The 19,830-nt window shown below is 66.6% G+C and carries 23 protein-coding genes; 6 read left to right on the forward strand and 17 right to left on the reverse strand.

All coding sequences use genetic code 11. The features are described 5' to 3' along the window. From ACIP90_RS20310 to ACIP90_RS20335, 6 genes are all read left to right on the forward strand, one after another. The coding region (locus tag ACIP90_RS20310) for a transketolase-like TK C-terminal-containing protein (RefSeq protein ID WP_400581522.1) at positions 1-1,290 on the forward strand (1,290 nt) is incomplete at its 5' end. Between the two features lie 152 nt (positions 1,291-1,442). Then, positions 1,443-2,687, forward strand: coding sequence for a PucR family transcriptional regulator (locus tag ACIP90_RS20315; protein WP_400581523.1), 1,245 nt, complete (start codon positions 1,443-1,445; stop codon positions 2,685-2,687). A gap of 88 nt (positions 2,688-2,775) precedes the next feature. Further along, the gene (locus tag ACIP90_RS20320; protein WP_400581524.1) at positions 2,776-3,705 is read left to right on the forward strand and encodes an ACP S-malonyltransferase; all 930 of its coding nucleotides are present in this window, start codon (positions 2,776-2,778) and stop codon (positions 3,703-3,705) included. After that, positions 3,702-4,790 (forward strand): beta-ketoacyl-ACP synthase III, encoded by a 1,089-nt coding sequence (locus ACIP90_RS20325; RefSeq protein WP_400581525.1) that lies wholly within the window; start codon positions 3,702-3,704, stop codon positions 4,788-4,790. The genes ACIP90_RS20320 and ACIP90_RS20325 overlap by 4 nt, the downstream gene beginning before the upstream one ends. Before the next feature lie 79 nt (positions 4,791-4,869). Further along, a complete protein-coding gene (locus ACIP90_RS20330) occupies positions 4,870-5,115 on the forward strand; it encodes an acyl carrier protein (protein WP_400581526.1) in 246 nt (81 codons plus the stop codon). A 175-nt stretch (positions 5,116-5,290) separates the two neighbouring features. Continuing rightward, positions 5,291-6,526, forward strand: a complete 1,236-nt coding sequence (locus tag ACIP90_RS20335) for a beta-ketoacyl-[acyl-carrier-protein] synthase family protein (protein WP_400581527.1) — start codon at positions 5,291-5,293, stop codon at positions 6,524-6,526. A 71-nt stretch (positions 6,527-6,597) separates the two neighbouring features. On the opposite strand, the gene ACIP90_RS20340 is transcribed toward ACIP90_RS20335, so the two are convergent. The 17 genes from ACIP90_RS20340 to ACIP90_RS20420 form a co-directional block, all read right to left on the reverse strand. Then, positions 6,598-7,101 (reverse strand): DUF3145 domain-containing protein, encoded by a 504-nt coding sequence (locus ACIP90_RS20340; RefSeq protein ID WP_215054028.1) that lies wholly within the window; start codon positions 7,099-7,101, stop codon positions 6,598-6,600. 247 nt (positions 7,102-7,348) lie between these two features. Further along, on the reverse strand, positions 7,349-8,275 hold the full coding sequence (locus ACIP90_RS20345) for a tyrosine recombinase XerC (protein ID WP_400581528.1): 927 nt from the start codon (positions 8,273-8,275) through the stop codon (positions 7,349-7,351). A 92-nt stretch (positions 8,276-8,367) separates the two neighbouring features. Then, positions 8,368-9,549 carry a DNA-processing protein DprA gene (gene dprA / locus ACIP90_RS20350; RefSeq protein WP_400581529.1) on the reverse strand — a complete coding sequence of 394 codons (1,182 nt, stop codon included), beginning with the start codon at positions 9,547-9,549 and terminating at the stop codon, positions 8,368-8,370. A gap of 11 nt (positions 9,550-9,560) precedes the next feature. After that, complete coding sequence (locus ACIP90_RS20355; protein ID WP_400581530.1) at positions 9,561-11,105, reverse strand: YifB family Mg chelatase-like AAA ATPase; 1,545 nt, start codon at positions 11,103-11,105, stop codon at positions 9,561-9,563. After that, on the reverse strand, positions 11,106-11,462 hold the full coding sequence (locus ACIP90_RS20360; RefSeq protein WP_400581531.1) for a YraN family protein: 357 nt from the start codon (positions 11,460-11,462) through the stop codon (positions 11,106-11,108). 106 nt (positions 11,463-11,568) lie between these two features. Next, positions 11,569-11,895: a DUF2469 domain-containing protein gene (locus tag ACIP90_RS20365; RefSeq protein ID WP_400581532.1), complete on the reverse strand. Its 327-nt coding sequence runs from the start codon at positions 11,893-11,895 to the stop codon at positions 11,569-11,571. 68 nt (positions 11,896-11,963) lie between these two features. Beyond that, positions 11,964-12,635: a ribonuclease HII gene (locus ACIP90_RS20370; RefSeq protein ID WP_400581533.1), complete on the reverse strand. Its 672-nt coding sequence runs from the start codon at positions 12,633-12,635 to the stop codon at positions 11,964-11,966. Between the two features lie 2 nt (positions 12,636-12,637). After that, complete coding sequence (lepB, locus tag ACIP90_RS20375) at positions 12,638-13,432, reverse strand: signal peptidase I (protein WP_400581534.1); 795 nt, start codon at positions 13,430-13,432, stop codon at positions 12,638-12,640. Continuing rightward, a complete protein-coding gene (gene lepB / locus ACIP90_RS20380; RefSeq protein WP_400581535.1) occupies positions 13,433-14,113 on the reverse strand; it encodes a signal peptidase I in 681 nt (226 codons plus the stop codon). Between the two features lie 84 nt (positions 14,114-14,197). Then, a complete protein-coding gene (rplS, locus tag ACIP90_RS20385) occupies positions 14,198-14,557 on the reverse strand; it encodes a 50S ribosomal protein L19 (RefSeq protein WP_003806064.1) in 360 nt (119 codons plus the stop codon). Positions 14,558-14,821: 264 nt separating this feature from the next. Beyond that, entirely contained in the window at positions 14,822-15,616 is a 795-nt protein-coding gene (gene trmD / locus ACIP90_RS20390) for a tRNA (guanosine(37)-N1)-methyltransferase TrmD (RefSeq protein WP_400581536.1), read from the reverse strand. Next, positions 15,617-16,186 carry a ribosome maturation factor RimM gene (rimM, locus tag ACIP90_RS20395; RefSeq protein ID WP_400581537.1) on the reverse strand — a complete coding sequence of 190 codons (570 nt, stop codon included), beginning with the start codon at positions 16,184-16,186 and terminating at the stop codon, positions 15,617-15,619. It lies immediately after the preceding gene. 155 nt (positions 16,187-16,341) lie between these two features. Next, on the reverse strand, positions 16,342-16,584 hold the full coding sequence (locus tag ACIP90_RS20400; RefSeq protein WP_400581538.1) for an RNA-binding protein: 243 nt from the start codon (positions 16,582-16,584) through the stop codon (positions 16,342-16,344). A 1-nt stretch (position 16,585) separates the two neighbouring features. Further along, positions 16,586-16,996 carry a 30S ribosomal protein S16 gene (rpsP, locus tag ACIP90_RS20405; protein ID WP_056632653.1) on the reverse strand — a complete coding sequence of 137 codons (411 nt, stop codon included), beginning with the start codon at positions 16,994-16,996 and terminating at the stop codon, positions 16,586-16,588. A 192-nt stretch (positions 16,997-17,188) separates the two neighbouring features. Then, a complete protein-coding gene (locus ACIP90_RS20410) occupies positions 17,189-17,623 on the reverse strand; it encodes a hypothetical protein (RefSeq protein ID WP_400581539.1) in 435 nt (144 codons plus the stop codon). Positions 17,624-17,731: 108 nt separating this feature from the next. Next, positions 17,732-18,607: a VOC family protein gene (locus ACIP90_RS20415; RefSeq protein WP_400581540.1), complete on the reverse strand. Its 876-nt coding sequence runs from the start codon at positions 18,605-18,607 to the stop codon at positions 17,732-17,734. A gap of 72 nt (positions 18,608-18,679) precedes the next feature. Further along, positions 18,680-19,768, reverse strand: a complete 1,089-nt coding sequence (locus ACIP90_RS20420; RefSeq protein WP_400581541.1) for an amidohydrolase family protein — start codon at positions 19,766-19,768, stop codon at positions 18,680-18,682. Positions 19,769-19,830: the final 62 nt, after the last annotated feature.

Genomic DNA, 19,830 nt, shown 5'->3' on the forward strand with positions numbered 1-19,830 from the left:
TCCAAGCACTCCGACATCACCCTGCCGGACCCGAAGACCTACGAGGTCGCCAAGCGCGGTTCGGGCAAGCAGCAGGCTGCGACCACCATGGCCTTTGTCCGGCTGCTCAAGGACCTGATGCGGGACAAGAACTTCGGCAAGCACATCGCGCCGATCATCCCCGATGAGGCCCGCACGTTCGGCATGGACGCGTTCTTCCCCACGGCGAAGATCTACAACCCCAAGGGCCAGAACTACCTCTCCGTGGACCGGGACCTCGTCCTGGCCTACAAGGAATCCGCGCAGGGCCAGCTGATCCACCCCGGCATCAACGAAGCCGGCGCCGTGGCAGCCTTCACCGCCGCCGGCACCGCCTACGCCACCCACGGCGTGCCCCTGGTCCCGATCTACGTGTTCTACTCCATGTTCGGCTTCCAGCGCACCGGCGACGCCTTCTGGGCCGCCGCGGACCAAATGACCCGCGGCTTCATCATCGGCGCCACCGCAGGCCGGACCACCCTCACCGGCGAAGGACTCCAGCACGCCGACGGCCACTCCCCCATCCTCGCCGCCACCAACCCGGCAGTGGTCACCTACGACCCCGCCTACGGCTACGAGATGGGCCACATCGTCCGCGACGGTCTGGAGCGCATGTACGGTCCGGACTCAACGGACCGGAACCTGATGTACTACATCACCGTCTACAACGAACCCATCACCCAGCCCGCAGAGCCGGATGAGCTGGACGTTGAAGGCGTCATCAAGGGCATCTACCTGCTGGCACCGGCCAAGATTGACGGCCCGCGCACGCAAATCCTTGCCTCCGGCGTCTCGGTTCCCTGGGCGATCGAAGCCCAGCGGATCCTGGCCGAAGACTGGGGGGTCTCCGCCGATGTCTGGTCCGTGACCTCCTGGAACGAACTGCGCCGCGACGGCATGGCCGCCGAGGAAGAGGCGTTCCTGAACCCCGGCCAGACCGCCCGGGTGCCGTTCGTTACGCAGCAGCTCGCCGGCGCCACCGGCCCGGTGGTTGCCGTCTCGGACTACATGAAGGCCGTCCCGGACCAGATCCGCCAGTTCATCCCGAACGAGTTCGCCTCCCTCGGCGCCGACGGCTTCGGCTTCTCCGACACCCGCGCCGCAGCACGCCGCTTCTTCAAGAACGACACCCACTCCATCGTGGTCCGTTCGCTGGAGATGCTGGCCCGCCGCGGTGAGGTTGACGCCCAGGCACCTGCGCAGGCAATCGAGAAGTACCGACTGCACAACGTCAACGCCGGCACCACCGGCAACGCGGGCGGCGAGTCCTGACTCGACCGCCACACGCACGGCGGCGGCCCTCACCGAAAGGTGGGGGCCGCCGTCGTCGTTGGGTGCTCTTGCGGCGTTGTGATGCAGCGCAACCGCAGTTGTAGCCTTTGCACAAAATGGAGCTTGCAGGTTAGGCACCGTATGCTCGATGCATGCCCCAGCCAACCCCCGCCCCCGAAAAGCGTAAACCGGTGTCGCGCAGCATCACACCGGAGAAGTCAGAGACCCTGAAGAAGCTCAGGGCGAGTGTTGGCCAGTTGTCCACCACCACCATGCGCCAGCTGGAAAAGTCCCTGCCCTGGTATACGCGCCTCAGTTCTGATGAGCGCTCGGCGCTGGGGCTTGTGGCCCAAAACGGAATCGCCGCGTTCGTGACCTGGTACGAGCGCCCCAGCTCCCCCTCGTGGATCCTCACCGATGTTTTCGGTACGGCCCCCACGGAACTCACGCGCTCCATCAGCCTCCAAAAGGCCCTCCAGCTGATCCGGATAGTCGTTGAAGTGGTTGAGGAGCAGGTGCCCGTGATCGCACCGGAGGCGGACCAGCCGTCACTGCGCGAAGCAGTGTTGAGGTATTCACGCGAGGTGGCTTTTGCTGCCGCGGACGTCTATGCGAGGGCCGCCGAATCGCGGGGCTCGTGGGACACCCGGCTGGAGGCCCTGATCGTGGACGCCATCCTGCGCGGTGAAAACACCGACGCCCTGCGGTCCAGAATCGCCGCCCTCGGCTGGAAAGCCCAGGAGAGATTCACGGTGATGGTGGGAAATTCGCCGTCGGAACCCAGCGCCAGCTACGTCAGCGAACTGCGCCGCACCGCCGGCCGGTACGCGGAGGACGCCCTCGTCGGGATCCAGGGCGACCGTCTCATCCTGATCCTCGGCGGCGTCCATGACCGCGAAACGGCATACCTCAAACTGAGTGAAATGTTCGCGCCAGGGCCCGTGGTGTACGGCGCAGAGGCGAGTTCCCTGCTGGAGGCCAGCGGCTCTGCCCAGTCGGCCTTCGCAGGGCTCACCGCCGCGCGGGCGTGGCCGTCCGCACCGCGGCCGGTAGCGGCCGACGACCTGCTTCCCGAGCGGGTGATCTCCGGGGACGATGCGGCGCGCCGGTCACTCGTCAAAAACATCTACCGGCCCCTTCTGGCCGCGTCCAACGGGCTTGTGGAAACACTGGGCACCTACCTGGAACTGGGGCATTCGCTGGAGGCAACCGCCCGGGAACTTTTCGTCCACGCCAATACCGTCCGTTACCGGCTCAAGCGGGTTTGTGACGTCACAGGCTGGGATCCGCTGCTCCCGCGGGAGGCCTTCGTGCTGCAGGCCGCCCTGGTAGTGGGGCGGCTTTCCACCCCGCCGAAGGCCGCCGTAGAACGCCAGCCTGGGCGGAACCAGAGCTGAACCGTTGTAGACTTCCTACAAACTGACCCAGTGAGCTTGGTGTACGCAAACACCCTTGGTTCACGCGGTAATTTGGAAAGCTGGTTACGTGCTTGCAATCGTCTGCCCTGGACAGGGCTCACAGACCCCCGGTTTCTTGGCCCCTTGGCTGGAGCTGCCTTCCGTAGCAGGCCATCTGGCCTCCCTCAGCGAAATCGCAGGCATTGACCTCACTGCGCATGGGACAACCTCGGATGAGGAGAGCATCAAGGACACCGCCGTTGCGCAGCCCCTCATCGTCGCTGCCGGACTCGTGGCGGCAAAGTCACTGTTCGACGTCGAACTCAGCACCCTTCCGGTCATCCTGGCCGGACACTCGGTGGGCGAGATCACGGCCTCTGCACTGGCCGGGGTGCTTACGGAAAAAGAAGCGATGACCTTCGTCCGCGAACGTGCCAACAGCATGGCCGCGGCCGCTGCCGTCACGCCCACCGGCATGAGCGCCGTAGTTGGCGGCGACCCCGCCGAGGTGCTGGCCGCCATCGAGGCCGCCGGTGCCACGCCTGCCAACGTGAACGGTGCGGGCCAGACCGTCGCCGCCGGCACCTTTGAACAGCTCAAGGCCCTGGCGGAGAACCCCCCGGCAAAGGCCCGGGTGATTCCGCTCAAGGTGGCCGGGGCTTTCCACACCTCACACATGGCACCCGCCGTGAGCGCCCTCGAAGCCCTGCGCCCGGAGCTGCAGCCCCAGGCGCCGGCTGTTCCCCTGCTGTCCAACTTCGACGGCCGGGAAGTCACGGACGGCGCTGCCGCCGTCGACAGCCTGATCGCCCAGGTGTCCCGTCCCGTCCGCTGGGACCTCTGCATGGAATCACTCGTGCAGCGCGGGGTCACCGGCGTCATTGAATTGGCACCCGCCGGCACGCTGGCGGGCCTGGCCAAGCGCGGGATGCCCGGCGTCAAGACCGTGGCAGTGAAGACGCCGGAAGACCTGTCCGCAGCCCTTGCATTGTTCGCAGAACTGGAGGGGCAGGCATGAGTGTTCCCACGCTAAAGCAGGCACCGATCAACGAACACACCCGGATCCTCGGCGTCGGAGCCTACCGCCCCGACGTGGTGGTGACGAACGAGGACGTCTGCCAGTGGATTGACTCCTCCGACGAATGGATCCGGCAGCGCACGGGCATCATCACCCGCCACCGGGCCCCCGCCGACGTCAGCGTGATTGACATGGCGGAAGGCGCCGCGCGCGAAGCCCTCTCAAAGGCAGGCATCGAGGCCTCCCAGCTCGGAGCCGTCATTGTGTCTACCGTGACGCACCCCTACGCCACGCCGTCGGCGGCCGCAAGCCTTGCCGACCGGCTCGGCGCAACGCCCGCACCCGCATTCGACATCTCGGCCGCCTGCGCAGGCTACTGCTACGGCATTGCCCAGGGCGATGCACTGGTCCGCTCCGGCACCGCCGAGTACGTGCTGGTCGTCGGGGCCGAGAAACTGTCCGACGTGATCGACAACAGCGAACGCACCATCTCGTTCCTGCTGGGTGATGGCGCCGGCGCCGTGGTCATCGGCCCGTCGGAGACGCCGGGCATCGGCCCGTCCGTCTGGGGTTCCGACGGCAGCAAGTGGGATGCGATCGGCATGACCCACTCCCTGCTCGATGTTCGCGAGTACTCCGCGGCGCACTCCGGGTCACTCGTCCACGCGGGTTCACCGCAAGGCAGCCCCCTCAGCGCGGAAGAAGCGTCCGTCACCGACGCCGCCATCTGGCCCACCCTGCGCCAGGACGGCCAGACCGTCTTCCGCTGGGCCGTCTGGGAAATGGCGAAGGTGGCACAGCAGGCCCTCGATGCCGCAGGCGTCCAGGCCGAGGACCTCGTGGCGTTCATTCCCCACCAGGCCAACATGCGCATTATCGACGAAATGGTCAAGAAGCTGAAGCTGCCCGAAACTGTCACGGTTGCGCGCGACATCGCGGAGGCCGGCAACACATCGGCGGCGTCCATCCCGCTTGCCACGCACCGGCTGCTGCAGGAACACCCCGCGCTGAGCGGCGGCCTCGCGCTGCAGATCGGTTTCGGCGCGGGCTTGGTTTTCGGCGCCCAGGTTGTAGTCCTTCCGTAGGAATCCCCACCAAACCGCAACCGCGGTTTGCCCCGTTTCCGGCAGCCCATGCCGGCAATAACAAGAAAAGGAGCCACCAATGGCTAGCAACGAAGAGATCCTGGCCGGACTGGCTGAAATCGTCAACGAAGAGACCGGTCTGGCCCCCGAGGCTGTCGAGATGGACAAGTCCTTCACCGAGGACCTGGACATCGACTCCATCTCCATGATGACCATCGTCGTTAACGCCGAGGAGAAGTTCGGCGTGCGCATCCCCGACGAAGAGGTCAAGAACCTCAAGACCGTCGGCGACGCCGTCGACTTCATCTCCAACGCCCAGGCCTAAGCAGGCCCCAGCCGCATAGCGGCTGAAACCCGGCTGGCCGGCCCGCATTCCACTGCTGTGGCCGGCCAGCCGATGCACCACCACAGATTTTTGAACTCCCCCTCGCACGCCACCGATGCAGGCCGTCCGGCCACGAAGCACGGGACAGGCTCGCGCACCGACAGAGAGTGATCCCATGACACGCAAAGTAGTCATTACCGGTCTGGGTGCCACCACGCCCATCGGCGGCGACGTACCCACAATGTGGCAGAACGCGCTGAAGGGGGTTTCCGGCGCCCGCACGCTGGAGGACGACTGGGTCGCCAAGTACGAGCTTCCCGTTCACTTCGCCGCCCGGTGCTCCACGCCGGCCCTTGACGTCCTGAGCCGCGTTGAAGCCAAGCGCATGGACCCCTCGACCCAGTTCGGCGTCATCGCGTCCCGCGAGGCCTGGGCTGACTCCGGCATCACGGAATTCGATCCGGACCGCCTGGCCGTGGCCTTTGCCACCGGCATCGGCGGCGTCTGGACCCTCCTGGACGCCTGGGACACCCTGAAGGAGAAGGGCCCCCGCCGGGTCCTGCCCATGACGGTCCCCATGCTCATGCCGAACGGTGTGGCCGCCGCGGTCAGCCTTGACCTCGGCGCCCGGGCAGGCGCCCACACGCCCGTTTCCGCCTGCGCCTCCGGCACCGAAGCCATGCACCTGGGCCTGGACCTGATCCGCTCCGGCAAGGCCGACGTCGTGATGTGCGGCGGCGCCGAGGCCGCCATCCACCCGATGCCGCTGGCCGCGTTCGCCTCGATGCAGGCTCTCTCCCGCCGCAACGACGATCCCGAAGGCGCCTCCCGGCCCTACGACCTCGGTCGCGACGGCTTCGTCATGGGTGAAGGTGCCGGCGCCCTCGTCCTCGAGGCCGAGGAGCACGCGCTTGCCCGCGGTGCCCGAATCTACGGCGAACTGGCTGGCACGTCAGTGACGGCTGACGCCTACCACATCACGGCTCCGGACCCGCAAGGCCTGGGCGCCACCCGCGCGCTCAAGGCAGCCATGTTTGACGGCCGCATCCAGGCCGAGGACGTCGTCCACGTCAACGCGCACGCAACGTCGACGCCCGTGGGCGATAAGCCGGAATACACCGCGCTGAAAGCCGCCCTGGGCGGTCAGGTCGACAACGTGGCCGTGTCCGCCACCAAGTCGCAGATGGGCCACCTGCTGGGCGCTTCCGGCGCCGTGGAAGCTGTCCTCACCGTGCTGGCCGTGCACGAGCGCAAGGCCCCCCTGACGATCAACCTTGAGAACCAGGATCCGGAGATCCCGCTCGACGTCGTCACCTCCGCCCGCGACCTGCCCGCCGGAGACATCGTGGCACTGAGCAACTCGTTCGGCTTTGGCGGCCACAACGCCGTCATCGCCATCCGCAGCGTGTGATTGTTGATGCATAGCGAAGAAGCCCCCGCCGGTTGGCGGGGGCTTCTTTCGTTGCTATGGGGATCGGCGTGTCAGCCCACTTGGTGCAGCCAGCGGACGGGTGCTCCCTCGGCCGCGTGCCGGAAAGGCTCCAGCTCCTCGTCCCAGGCCTCGCCGAGCGCGAGGGAGAGCTCGTGGTAGACGGCGGACGGATCGCCGGCACCGGACTCATAGGCGTAGCGGATGCGGTCCTCGGAGACCATGATGTTCCCGTGGACATCTGTCACGGCATGGAAAATTCCCAGCTCGGGCGTGTGGGACCAGCGGCCGCCGTCCACGCCCTGGCTGGGTTCCTCTGTCACCTCGAAGCGCAAGTGTGCCCAGCCCCGGAGGGCAGACGCCAGCTGCGCACCTGTCCCCTGCACGCCGGTCCAGGAGAGCTCCGAACGGAACATTCCGGGCGCGGCAGGCTGAGGGGTCCATTCAAGATCTGTCCGCTTGTCCACGACAGATCCGATGGCCCACTCGACATGAGGGCACAGTGCGGTAGGCGCCGAGTGAATGAAGAGCACACCGCGGGTCATTACAACAGACATTCCATCCTCCATAGCTGTAGGTACGTCTTCCCCAACGACCTGCATGGATGGATATCTGGTGCTCCGGCGCCGCGTGGTGCCTCGAACTCCTGCCAATCTATGAAACTGTTGCCGGGCTTGCAAGATGACCAAAGGCTTAAAGCACAACTTGAAAGTTGCCGGACTTGGCTCTTATTGTGCCGTACGCAGCGTAATTACGCCAGTGGGATTCGGCGCGCCGTCAGGGCTCGCCGGGGAAGGCTGGGCCTTACGCCCTCGGGTGGGCCTGCTGGTAGCTCTTGCGGAGGCGGTCCACCGAGACGTGGGTGTAGATCTGGGTGGTGGCAAGGCTGCTGTGCCCCAGGATCTCCTGGACCGCGCGAAGGTCGGCCCCTCCGTCAAGCAAGTGCGTGGCCGCCGAGTGGCGCAGCGCATGGGGACCGGTGGCGGCGGTGTCCCCCAACGCTTCGAAGAGGCCGTTGACGACGCTCCGCACCTGGCGCTGGTCCACGCGGCGGCCCCGCACCCCCAGGAACAGTGCAGGCCCGCTGCCTGCCGACGCGAGCTTGGGGCGGCCGCGGCGCAGCCAATCGTCGACGGCGAGCGCGGCCGGCAGTCCGTAGGGAACGGTCCGTTCCTTGTTGCCCTTGCCGAGGACACGGAGGGTTCTGCGGTCGGGGTCGAGGTCGTCGATGTCGAGACCGGCCAGTTCCCCGACGCGCAGACCGGTGGCATAGAGTAGTTCGACCATGGCCCTGTCCCGCAGCGCCATCGGCGCCCCGTCCTGCGCCGCCTCGTTGAGTTCGGTGAGCAGCCGGGTGAGTTGCTGTTGCTGCAGTACGCCGGGCAGCGAGCCTTCAACCTTCGGCGCCTTCAGGCGCAGGGCCGGATCCGTGTCAATCAGCTCCTCCCGGAGCGCCCAGGCGGTGAAGGTCCGGGCAGTGGCCGACCGGCGGGCCAAGGTGGAGCGGGAGATGCCGGCGTCACTCTGTGCGCCCAGCCAGCGCCTAAGGGTCCCGAGCTCAATCTCTTCGAGCTCGCGGATTCCCTCCCCTGCGGCATATTCCAGCAGGCTTCCGACATCGGAGAGGTAGGCGCGTACGGTGTGCTCCGAGCGGGCCCGCTCGCCGGTCAGGTACCGGCCGAAGCTGCTGACCGCCTCGGCCAGCGCCGGCGGCAGTTCCACTTTCTCCACGCTCTCACTTTCCCAGCAATCGGCGTGCGGTCAAGGATCCCCGCGGCGAGCCGCGGTGTGGCGTTTCCCCGGCCTGCCGCCACGTACACCCCTCAGCCGGCATGCTTGGACCGCTTCCAGCCGCCGTTGTGGATTTCTGCGAGTCCCAGGAGCCCCAGCCGTCCGAGCCCGGCCCGCACGGACTCGGGGCCAAGTCCGGCCACGGTGCAGAGTTTTTCCAAGGAACTGGTGGACCGCAGCGGCAGGGCATCCAGCAGGATCAGGTCCTCCAGTGTGAGTCCGTCGTGGACGGCACTTCCGCCCCGTGGATCAGGCATGAAGTCGCCGCTGGGCGCGGCGAGCTCGGCAACCTCGCCGGCATCCGTCACGCATACCGCGCCGCCGTCACGCAGGAGCCGGTGGCATCCGGCCGAGTTGGCGCTGTGGACGGATCCAGGCACTGCGCCCACAGCCCTGCCCAGGGACTCCGCATGGTGCGCCGTATTCAGCGCTCCGGACCGCCATCTGGCCTCGACAACAACCGTGACCGACGCCAGAGCCGCGATGATCCTGTTGCGCTGCAGAAAGCGGTAGCGTGTGGGCGCAGATCCTGGCGGCACCTCGGCGAGGACTGCGCCCTGGTTCGCGACGGCCCGCAGCAGGTCCTCATTCCCCGAGGGATAGAAACGGTCAACTCCCCCTGCCATTACGGCGATTGTCGGCATCGATTCCGAGCTGCCGGCCAAGGCGGCCCGGTGGGCATGCGCATCGATTCCGTAGGCGCCTCCCGAAACCACCGTGAAGCCCCGCTGCGCCAGGGAGTATGCGAGGTCGCCGGTCACTGCCGCCCCATAGCTCGTGCTGTCACGGGAACCGACCAGGGCAATCGACTTCGGCGCAGCGGGAAGCTCCTGCTCGACTCCACGCCACCACAGGCAGATCGGTTCCTGGATGCCGAGATCGCCGAGCTGGCGGGGCCACAGATCGTCTCCCGGCATGATCACCCGGCCGCCGAGGCGGTGCATGGTGGCCAAGTCCCGTTCGGGGGCGAGGTCCGGGACCCTTGGCGCCCAGCGTCTAAGCGCTGCACCCAGTCCTGCCCAGGAGGCCGCCGAACTGTGTTCCGCCAGTACGCCCGTGAGTTCCTGTTCCAGCGCAGGGCCATAGCTCAACTGCCCGGTGGCAATGCCAAGCGCGTCCAGAGCCCCCGCCACCTGCACCAGAGCCAGTCCTGCCGAGTCCTGAGGCTCCATGAGCCGGGACAGGGCGGCCCGCGCGAGTCTCTCGTTCTGCATGTCGCTCCCTTTCACGCGGCGGCCGAAGCAGCCTGCCGGAGGCTCAGGGCCTGTCCGATGTCATTGAGGTCCGGGCGTTCCCGGCCGGCAAGGTCTGCCAGGGTCCAGGCCAGGCGCAGGACGCGGTCGTAGCCGCGGGCTGTGAGCACGCCCCGTGCGAGCGACTGGTCCAGGATGCGCGTGGTGGCCGGCGGGAGCCTGAACTCCCCGCGCAGAATCCTTCCGGGAACCTGCGAGTTGGTTTCCATGCCCGCAGGGCCAAGGCGCTGCAGCTGGCGGCGCCTGGCCGCCCCGACCCGGCCGGCGACTGTCGCTGTGTCTTCCTCGCCGCCGGACTGGCCGAAGTCTGCCAGTGAAACCCGCTCGACCTGCAGCTGGATGTCGACCCGGTCAAGCAGCGGCCCGGACATCCGCGCCAAATACCGGCGGCGCATCATCGGGGTGCACATGCATTCGATGCCCTTGCCCGATGCCTTCCCGCAGGGACACGGGTTCGCCGCAAGGACCAGTTGGAAACGGGCAGGGTAGGCTGCCGTGCCCGCGGATCTGTGAATCACCAGTTCTCCGCTCTCCAGCGGCTGCCGGAGTGCATCGAGCACTCCCCGTTCGTATTCGGGAGCTTCGTCGAGGAACAAAATTCCGCGGTGGGCGCGCGATGCGGCGCCGGGCCGCGGCAGTCCCGTGCCGCCGCCGATGATGGCGGCGGACGTCGCCGTATGGTGTGGGTTCTCGAAGGGCGGGCGCCGCACCAGCTGCAGCGCGGACGACGGCAGCGCACACAGCGAATGGATCGCTGTCACCTCCATGGCAGCGGTGTCACCCAGATCGGGCAACAGCCCTGGGAGCCGTTCGGCCAACATGGTCTTTCCCGCACCCGGCGGTCCTGTGAGGAGCAGATGGTGGGCCCCTGCTGCGGCAACTTCCAGGGCCTTGCGTGCTTCTCCCTGGCCGGCGACATCGCACATGTCCGGGGCCGCCCCGGGCATGGCGTCCGTTTCTTCGCCCGCTTCCTCATCCTGCGGTTCGAAATCAAGGGCGAGGTCCTGGGGGTCCGCGCCGAAATCGAAAGCGAGCCGGGCGAGGGTTCTGTAGCCCTGGACCCGTGCGCCGGGCACCAATGCGGCTTCGGCGGCGTTCGCCTGTGCCACCACGACGTCCGGATAGCCCGCCTGGACGGCAGCCATCACGGCAGGGAGGACACCGCGGACGGGCCGCAGCCGCCCGTCCAGGCCGAGCTCGGCGATAAACACCGTACGGCCCGTTGTCCTGATGTCATCGGCCGCACACAGTGCCGCCATGGAGATGGCAAGGTCGAAGCCCGAGCCCCGTTTGGGCAAGGACGCAGGGATGAGGTTGGCCGTGATTTTCCGCCGGCTCAGCGGGATCCCGGAGTTCTGCGCGGCGGAACGGATCCGTTCCTTCGCCTCATTGAGAGAAGCGTCAGGCAGCCCCAGGATCACGAAGGCGGGCAATGTCTGGCCGATGTCGGCCTCGACCTCCACGATGTAGCCGTTTAGCCCCACCAGGGCCACGGAGTAGGTTCTTCCCAAGGCCATTTACCCCACCCCCGGCAGGTGCTCAACGGTGGGCTCGCACACGCCGTCGTCCAGCACCGCAATCACGTCCACGCGGCGCAGCGGCATCCGGAGCTCGTGGTCGCGGCACCAGGCGGATCCCAGCCGGTGCAACCGTGCAAGCTTGTCCGTGCCCACCGCTTCGAAGGGGTGCCCGTAAGCGAGGGACCGGCGCGTTTTCACCTCGGCGATGACGAGGGTGTCGCCGTCGAGCGCAACAATGTCGATCTCGCCTTCAGGGCAGCGCCAGTTGCGCTCCACGATGAGCATGCCCAGCGATTCCAAGTATTCCGCCGCGAGCTCTTCCCCGCGCCGGCCCAGCAGGTCTTTGGCTTTCATTTTCTACCTCCGCAACCAGACTGCGGGGGCAGTGTCGGCGCCGACAGACGCCTATCGCCCTATGTGGGAAAACCGGCCGAACGGACCGCTGTGGAGGAGGAGTCGATCAGTTGCCCAGGTCGGAGTCCTTGGGCAGGGCAAGCTCCTCGTTGCGCGGGAGCTCCTCGACGTTGACGTCCTTGAACGTTATGACGCGGACGCTCTTCACAAACCGGGCGGACCGGTACACGTCCCAGACCCAGGCGTCCTGGAGGGTGAGGTCGAAGTAGACCTCGCCGTCGGCGCTGCGCGCCTGCAGGTCCACGTGGTTGGCGAGGTAGAAGCGGCGCTCGGTCTCAACCACGTAGCTGAACAGCCCGACGACATCGCGGTATTCACGGTAGAGCTGAAGCTCCATGTCGGTTTCGTAGTTTTCAAGATCCTCGGCACTCATGGTTCCATCTTGCACCATGCGGCGGGCCCCTGCGCACACGGAACAGGCGCAGCGGGACCAGCGGCAGCCTATTCGGACAGCAGGTTCCAGCTGACGCGGTGATAGGGGCTGGGGCCGGAGACCCGGATGGCTTCCCGGTGGGCCGCCGTGCCATACCCCTTGTTGACGTCCCAGCCGAAGGCGGGGTATTCACCGTGCAGCACCTGCATGGTGCGGTCCCGTTCCACCTTGGCCAGAACACTCGCCGCGGCGACGCTCAGGCACTGCATGTCCGCCTTGACCAGCGTGTGCACCGGCGCTTCGCAGCCCGGATCGACCACCACCTCGTCAAACAGCGACGGTTGGGCGGCGGGCGACAGCCAGTTGTGGCTGCCGTCCAGCAGCACCACATCCGGCGTGATTCCGTCGCCGAGGATTTCCAACCAGGCGCGGTTGCCGGCCGCCCTCAGCGCCGCCATGATGCCCAGCTCGTCGATTTCCCGGGCGGTGGCGTGGCCAACTGCTGAGGCCACGCTCCAGGCCCTGACCAGAGGGTCCAGCCGTTCGCGGTCAGCGGGCTTCAGCAGCTTGCTGTCCCGGACATCCGCCAGCAGTTCCATCCTCCGCAGGTCCACGACAGCAATGCCCACACTGACGGGGCCGGCCAGGGCACCGCGGCCCACTTCATCGACGCCGGCCAGGAACCGCGCTCCCCGGGGAAGGAAGCGCTTCTCGTAATCAAGGGTGGGTGCAACGGACATCTCTAGCCTTCCGAGGGGACACTCTTGAAGACGTCCGGATAGTTGTCCAGCGCCGCCCAGCGGTTCAGCGGCCAGGCGATGACGGCGGCTTTGCCCTCCACGTCGACCAGGTCAATGAAACCGCCGTTGGAATCCATGTGGGCCCGGGAGTCGGCGGAATGGTTGCGGTTGTCCCCCATGACCCAGACCTTGCCTGCCGGCACCACGACGTCGAAGTCGCGCACCAGCGGCACCTCGGCAGGGTTGACGTACTTTTCATTCAGCGGGACCCCGTTGACGGTCACTTTACCGTCGGCGCTGCAGCAGGACACGCGGTCGCCGGGCAGGCCGATGACGCGTTTCACCAGATGCTGCTCTGAGTTGTCCGGAAGCAGCCCGACGAAGGTCAGGCCGTCCTCGACCCAGGTGAAGGGGCCGTCCACTTTCTGCGGCGACGGCGGCAGCCATCCCTTGGTGTCCCTGAACACCACCACGTCGCCCCGCTCCAGGGCGAACGGCTCCGGGACCAGCAGGTTGACGAAGATGCGGTCGTTGATGTCCAGCGTGCTGACCATCGACTCCGACGGGATGTAGAACGCGCGGAACAGGAATGTTTTGATGAGGAAGGAGAGAACGACGGCGATGACCACCACCGTGGCGATCTCCTTCAGCCACAGCAGGAACGGGTTGCGCTGCGGGACGGGCTCCTTCACGCGACGGCCGGCAGGCGCAGCCGGAACGGGCTCACCCAAAACATGCCTTCCCTGCCTGGCAGCGGCCTGCTGCGGCTCGGAAGTCCCGGGATCGTTCTCCGGCATTTACTGTCCGTCCTTAGTCGTTGTAGTGGCCACCTGTGGCGGCCGTGCCACTGAGGCAAATCTATCAAGCGGCCAGATGATCTGTACCGGCCGGCCGATTACCTTGTCCATGCGCACCATGCCCCCGCCGGGCGCGCCCAGCAGGCTGCGGGAGTCGGCCGATACGGAGCGGTGGTCCCCCATCAGCCAGAGGCGTCCAGCCGGCACGGACACGCTGAACTTCTGGTCGCTGGGCGCGTCTCCTGCCTGGATATAGGGTTCCACGACCGGCTGGCCGTTTACTGTGAGCCGGTGCTGGACGTCACAGCAGACAACGCTGTCGCCAGGCAGCCCGATGACGCGTTTCACGTAGGTGGTGTCGCTGCCCGTGAGGCCCAGCCAGCTACCGGCGGCGGCCACCGCCTCCGGCAGCGGGCCCGCGCCGGAGTGCAGCGGCGCGAAGGAACCGCGGCCGTCAAACACCACGACGTCGCCGCGGCGGATCGGCTCGGACTGAAAATCGGTGCGGGACACCAGGATCCTGTCGCCCGCACTGAACAGCGGTTCCATGGACGCCGAGGGAATGAAGTACACATCCAGCCACAGTGAACGGACCAGTCCGCTGACAAGGACGGCCAGGGCGAAGGCCAGAAACACGAAACGCCAGCCCGGTTTCCCTGGCTGGCGTTTCGTGTGGTCCATGATCCGTATCCTGTGGCGCTGTTGCGGATGGCTCCGGCGCTGGCCGGACACGGGTCGGGGACCCGCCGTGAAAGTCCGAAAGACTTACTTGGCGGTGCTGAAGTCGCGCTTTTCCTTGATCTTCGCAGCCTTACCGCGCAGTGCACGCATGTAGTAAAGCTTGGCGCGGCGCACGTCACCCTTGGTGACGAGCTCGATCTTTTCGATGATCGGGGAGTGCACCGGGAAGGTACGCTCTACGCCGACACCGAAGGAAACCTTGCGGACGGTGAAGGTCTCGCGAATACCGTCACCCTGGCGGCCCAGGACGAAGCCCTGGAACACCTGGACGCGGGAGTTCTTGCCTTCGATGATGTTCACGTGAACCTTGAGGGTGTCACCCGCGCGGAACTCAGGAACATCGGTGCGCAGCGAGGCTGCATCTACGGAATCGAGGATATGCATTGATCCACTCCTGGTGAACGCCACAGGTCATTCACTTTGGGTCACGGCGACCAAGCCTGGACAAACGCCCGGGAATTGCCGCCGAAGTGTTGTTGTCCGGTACCGCCACTGATTGGCCGTACCGGGGTGTCCTGCTGTTGGCTGCGCTCCCCCTGTGGCAGGTGCGGGCCCAGCAGACACAAGGGTTAATTATGCCCCATATGGAAAGAATTGGATAATTTTGGAACACGTCGTGCCGCTGGGAAGCAGCGGCGCGGGAACTGCTTAGGCGTCCGGCCGCCGCTTCAGGTGACCGTCGACGACGTCGTACCCCAGGTCCGCGAGAGCGGTGCGGTCCGCGCGGGGAAGATTCCCGGCGTCGAACGCCTCCAGCAGGTCCGGGCGGCGTTCAGCCGTCCGCCGGTACTGCTCATGGCGGCGCCACTGCGCGATTTTTCCGTGGTTGCCGCTGAGCAGGACCGCCGGAACTTCCCGTTCCCGCCAGATGGAAGGCTTGGTGTAGACGGGGTACTCGAGCAGGCCGTCCGAGTGCGACTCCTCCACCAGGGACTCGGGGTTGCCCACCACACCCGGCAGCAGCCTGCCGATGGCCTCCACCATGGCCAGGACGGCAACTTCGCCGCCGTTGAGCACATAGTCGCCGAGGCTCACCGGACGCACCGTGAAGTGCTCCGCCGCCCATTCGATGACCCGCTCGTCGATGCCTTCATAGCGGCCGCAGGCGAAGACCAGATGGTCCTCCTCGGCAAGCTCGTAGGCCAGCGCCTGGTTGAACCGCTCCCCTGCCGGCGACGGCACGATCAGCACCGGCTTACCCGCGTCCGCGGGACGCGCGTCCGCCACCGACGCCAAGGCCTGCGCCCACGGCTCCGCCTTCATGACCATGCCGGCGCCGCCGCCGTACGGGGTATCGTCCACCGTCCGGTGGCGGTCCGTGGTGAAGCTGCGGAGGTCGTGGACGTTCAGGTCCAGCAGACCGTCCTGGCGCGCCTTGCCGATCAGCGACAGATCCAGCGGTGCCAGGTACTCGGGAAAAATACTGACGACGTCGATTCTCATCTAGGCTTTGGCCCCCGGCTCAGGTTCGCCGCTGTCGCCCGTGCCCTGCTCGCCGCCGTCTTCGGTGTTGATCTCGAACAGCCCGGCCGGCGGAGTCACCAGGACGTAGCCCTCCTCGACGTTGACCTCCGGGACGATCTGCTCCACGAACGGGATCAGGATTTCCTTCCCGTCCGGCGTCTCCACGACGAGCAGATCCTGCACGGGCATCGTGTTCAGGGCAGAGATCTTGCCCACCACCTGGGAACCCACACGGGCTTCGAGGCCGACGAGCTCGTGTTCGTACCAGCCCTCGTCCTCGTCCTCGTCGAGTCCCTCAGTTTCGATGAACAGCTTGGCGCCGCGGAGCGTCTCGGCCTCGTTGCGCGTGTCAATTTCCTCGAAGGCGAGGAGCAGGATGTCCTTGTTCCAGCGGGCACTGTGCACGGTCAGGGGGCCCGCCGACGCCGGTTCCACCACGAATTCGGTTCCGGGGACAAACCGGTCCTCGGGGGCGTCGGTGAGCACCTGGACTGTGACCTCGCCGCGGATTCCGTGGGGTTTGCCGATTCGTGCCACCTGAAGCTGCATGTAATCCTCTGTTCCGGAGTGTTTCTGAAAGGGAGTGCGTTTCTGAAAGTCGGCGCTGTGCCGTGCCCGGCCGGCGGGCGGGCGGTGAAAGCAGTCCGGCCCCTCCACCGTTGCTGGTGGAGGGGCCGGACTTTAAGGCAAGTGTTGCAGGCGCGTTACCGGCGGCGGTCGGTATCGACGACGTCGACCCTGACCTGCTCGCCATCTGCCAGCGCAGCCACTACAGTGCGCAATGCGCGCGCGGTGCGGCCCTGGCGTCCGATTACCCGTCCCAGGTCTTCCTGGTGAACGCGCACCTCGAGGGTATCCCCGCGGCGGTTGCTCTTCGTGCTGACCTTGACATCCTCAGGGGAGTCAACGATTCCGCGGACAAGGTGTTCGAGCGCTTCTGCCAGCAACTTACTCAGCCTCGGTGGTCTCTGCTTCAGCCTCGGCGGGAGCTTCTGCCTTGGCCTTCTTGGTGATGGCTTCCGGGATGATCACGGAACCCTTTTCCGGGGCAACGAAGGCTTCCTTGGCAACCTTGGTCTTCAAGGTGCCTTCCTGGCCCGGGAGGCCCTTGAACTTCTGCCAGTCGCCGGTGACCTTGAGGATCGCGGCAACCTGCTCGGACGGCTGTGCGCCGACGCCGAGCCAGTACTGGGCACGGTCCGAGTCGACCTCGATGTATGAGGGCTCCTCGGTGGGGTGGTACTTGCCGATCTCTTCGATGGCACGTCCGTCACGCTTGGAGCGTGCGTCCATGACGACGATGCGGTAGTACGGTGCGCGCATCTTGCCGAAGCGCTTAAGGCGAATCTTTACGGCCACTTTAGTGGTCACTCCTGTTTCTGAAACGGGCTGAACCCGCGTTTCTGCACCCGTGGGGCGGGCCATACTTGGGGTTCGAAAGGACAGGATCCAGACGCGGAGAGAGGGGCCACGCAGATCGAGTACCTGTTTATTGTGCCAGATCAGCGGCCCGATTTCGACTTGACAGGGGCGGGGGCCTGAATCGGCAGGTCAGGAGGACCAGACGTAGAGGCCCGTGCGGCTGTTCTCGTCGACGCTTTCGGCAAGTTCGGCCAGCTGCTGGACGTATTTCCGCGCCTCGGCGGCCCCAAACGGCATGTCGTCCTCGGCGGCCCACCGCTCGGCAACATCGTCGAGGACGTTGCCCTCGCCCTCCGATTCGTAGCTGACCAGCTCCGCCAGCGCCCGGACCATGGCCGGCGGCACACCGAGCAGCGAGTCGCTGGCCACGTCCACCATGGCCAGTTCGTAATCGGCGCCTGCCGCATGGACGGCCGCTCCGGCGAGGTCTCCGAGCTGTTCGATTTCAAAGTCGCTGATCCCCGGGATGCGGACGCCGGCCGCGGCGGCTGCGCCCGACTCGAGGTCAGCGGCGCGCTTGAGGGCTTCACTGTGCGTGGCAACAAAGATTTCGGTGAAACCCATGGAATTCGTCCTCGTTCCGTCGATAGCGGGAACCCGGCGGCGGTGAAGGCCGGCGGGGATGTTCGAGTTCAGCCTAACCCACAGGCCCGCCCCGAATCGCGAACAGGCTCAGCGTACGGCGACGCGGATCCGGTTGCGCCACGGGTCCTCGAAGCGCAGCTCCGCCCCCGTGTGGTGGGCAGCAACGCCGGCGGCCTTCAGGCGGTCGGCGAGCGCGCCGACGTCGTCCCCTGCCGGGACTTCGATGAGGACTTCGCCCAGCCCGAGTGTGTCCCGGCGCGGTCCGGCGCCGCGGCTGTTCCAGACGTTCATGGCCATGTGGTGGTGGTAGCCACCGGCCGAGACGAACAGGGCCTGCCCGTGCCAGCCCGCGGTCTTTTCGAATCCCAGGGTCCCGACGTAGAAGTCATGGGCAGACTGGACGTCACCCACCTGCAGGTGCACGTGCCCCACGCCGGCTTCCGTGCCGCGCTGGCCCTCCAGCGCGTCCTCGGTCAGGTGGTCCTGCAGGTACTTCTGCGGCGGCAGGGCGAGGCTGTCCATGACCACATTCTTGCCGTCCCAGGACCACGCCTCGCGGGGGCGGTCCCAGTAGAGCTCGATGCCGTTCCCCTCAGGGTCGCTGAAGTAGAAGGCCTCACTGACGAGGTGGTCGGCGCTGCCTGTGAACGACCGGGGCTCATACTGGGCGGCGGTGGCGACGGTGGCGGCCAGGGCTGCCTGGTCATCGAAGAGGAGCGCGGTGTGGAAGAGGCCGGCTTCGCCGCGTCCCGGAATGGTCAGTCCGGGGGCGGGAGCCAGATGGACCAGGGGCGTGCTGAGCCGCCCAAGGTAGAGGCCGCCATCCTGTTCGGCTACGACATTGAGGCCGAGCGCCCGCTGGTAGTAGTCGGTCATAAGCTTCATGTCGCCGACCTTGAGCATGACGGTGCCCATGGTGAGATCGGCAGGAAGAAGATCCTGGCTGCTGGCTGCTGGTGTCATGTGAATGCTCCCGACTCCCTGGCCACCGGATTTCGATGGTCTCTACCTATCTAAATTACTTGAAGCTTCAATTTATTCCCAGCGGACGACACTTCCCCGCAGCACCACTGCCCGGAGCTGCCCTATGGTTTCCGGCACTTCCCGCGGGTCCTCCGCACACACCACAACATCGGCGCTCGCGCCCTCGTCCAGGCCGTCCGCACGCAGCCACCGGCGGGCCCTCCAGCAGGCAGCATCCAAGGCGGCCGCGGCGGGGAGCCCCGCACCGTGGAGGGCCAGGATCTCGTCCGCAATCCGGCCGTGCCCGATCACGCTGCCCGCATCAGTGCCCGCAAAAATCTCCACTCCGGCCTCGTACGCGTCCCGGACGCGCTCGTTCCGGCGCTCCCACAGCGCCCTCATATGGGCCGCGTAGCGGGGAAACTTGGACTCGGCCCGGGCGGCGATGTCCGGGAACGTCGCTATGTTGACCAGTGTCGGCACGATCGGCACGTTCTGCTCCACGAACCGCGGGATGTGCCGCGGCAGGAGCCCCGTTGCGTGTTCAATGCAGTCGATGCCCGCATCCAGCATCTGGTCGAGGACGTCCTCGCCGAAGCAGTGTGCCGTGACCCTTGCGCCCTCATCATGCGCCGCGCTGACCGCGTCCCGGACAGCCTCGTCCGGGAACGAGGGCGCAAGGTCGCCGGCGTCTCGGTCGATCCAGTCCCCCACCAGCTTGATCCAGCCGTCCCCGGAACGCGCCTGCTTCCGGACTGCCTCCACCAGGTCCTCCGGCTCAACCTCGACGGCGAAGTTCCTCAGGTACCGTCGGCTCCGGGCAATGTGCCGTCCGGCACGGATGATCTTCGGCGCTTCAGGGCGCCGCTGCAGCCAGCGGGTGTCACTGACCACTCCCGCGTCCCGCACAAGCAGGGTGCCGGCATCGCGGTCGGTCATCGCCTGGGCGTAGGCCACGTCGTCGTCCACGGCGCCGGTTGGCCCCAGCCCGATGTGGCAATGCGCGTCAACGAAGCCGGGCAGCACCCAGCCGTCGAGGATCACGTCAGGAATGCGGCCCGGACGCTGAAAGGTCAGTTTGCCGTCCACGGCCCACAGACCGGTCCGGTCCTGGTCCGGGCCGGTGAGCACTGTGCCGGAGAATTCGATGATGCGCGCCATGGATCCAGCCTGTCATATCAGGCGTGGACGGGCACCGGCCAGCCGCCCTGTGGTAGCTTCGT

Origin of the sequence: Arthrobacter sp. NPDC093139, assembly GCF_044754165.1 — a bacterium.
Classification (GTDB): Bacteria; Actinomycetota; Actinomycetes; order Actinomycetales; family Micrococcaceae; genus Arthrobacter.

Coding starts and splice junctions, on each gene's coding strand:
- ACIP90_RS20335 (WP_400581527.1), top strand. CDS start 5,291: ATGACACGCAAAGTAGTCATTACCGGTCTGGGTGCCACCACGCCCATC.
- ACIP90_RS20370 (WP_400581533.1), bottom strand. CDS start 12,635: ATGTCCGTTGCACCCACCCTTGATTACGAGAAGCGCTTCCTTCCCCGG.
- rplS (WP_003806064.1), bottom strand. CDS start 14,557: ATGCATATCCTCGATTCCGTAGATGCAGCCTCGCTGCGCACCGATGTT.
- ACIP90_RS20415 (WP_400581540.1), bottom strand. CDS start 18,607: ATGACACCAGCAGCCAGCAGCCAGGATCTTCTTCCTGCCGATCTCACC.
- lepB (WP_400581535.1), bottom strand. CDS start 14,113: ATGGACCACACGAAACGCCAGCCAGGGAAACCGGGCTGGCGTTTCGTG.
- dprA (WP_400581529.1), bottom strand. CDS start 9,549: ATGCAGAACGAGAGACTCGCGCGGGCCGCCCTGTCCCGGCTCATGGAG.
- rimM (WP_400581537.1), bottom strand. CDS start 16,186: ATGCAGCTTCAGGTGGCACGAATCGGCAAACCCCACGGAATCCGCGGC.
- trmD (WP_400581536.1), bottom strand. CDS start 15,616: ATGAGAATCGACGTCGTCAGTATTTTTCCCGAGTACCTGGCACCGCTG.
- ACIP90_RS20365 (WP_400581532.1), bottom strand. CDS start 11,895: ATGAGTGCCGAGGATCTTGAAAACTACGAAACCGACATGGAGCTTCAG.
- ACIP90_RS20315 (WP_400581523.1), top strand. CDS start 1,443: ATGCCCCAGCCAACCCCCGCCCCCGAAAAGCGTAAACCGGTGTCGCGC.
- ACIP90_RS20360 (WP_400581531.1), bottom strand. CDS start 11,462: ATGAAAGCCAAAGACCTGCTGGGCCGGCGCGGGGAAGAGCTCGCGGCG.
- lepB (WP_400581534.1), bottom strand. CDS start 13,432: ATGCCGGAGAACGATCCCGGGACTTCCGAGCCGCAGCAGGCCGCTGCC.
- ACIP90_RS20340 (WP_215054028.1), bottom strand. CDS start 7,101: ATGTCTGTTGTAATGACCCGCGGTGTGCTCTTCATTCACTCGGCGCCT.
- ACIP90_RS20325 (WP_400581525.1), top strand. CDS start 3,702: ATGAGTGTTCCCACGCTAAAGCAGGCACCGATCAACGAACACACCCGG.
- ACIP90_RS20355 (WP_400581530.1), bottom strand. CDS start 11,105: ATGGCCTTGGGAAGAACCTACTCCGTGGCCCTGGTGGGGCTAAACGGC.
- ACIP90_RS20410 (WP_400581539.1), bottom strand. CDS start 17,623: ATGGGTTTCACCGAAATCTTTGTTGCCACGCACAGTGAAGCCCTCAAG.
- ACIP90_RS20420 (WP_400581541.1), bottom strand. CDS start 19,768: ATGGCGCGCATCATCGAATTCTCCGGCACAGTGCTCACCGGCCCGGAC.
- ACIP90_RS20330 (WP_400581526.1), top strand. CDS start 4,870: ATGGCTAGCAACGAAGAGATCCTGGCCGGACTGGCTGAAATCGTCAAC.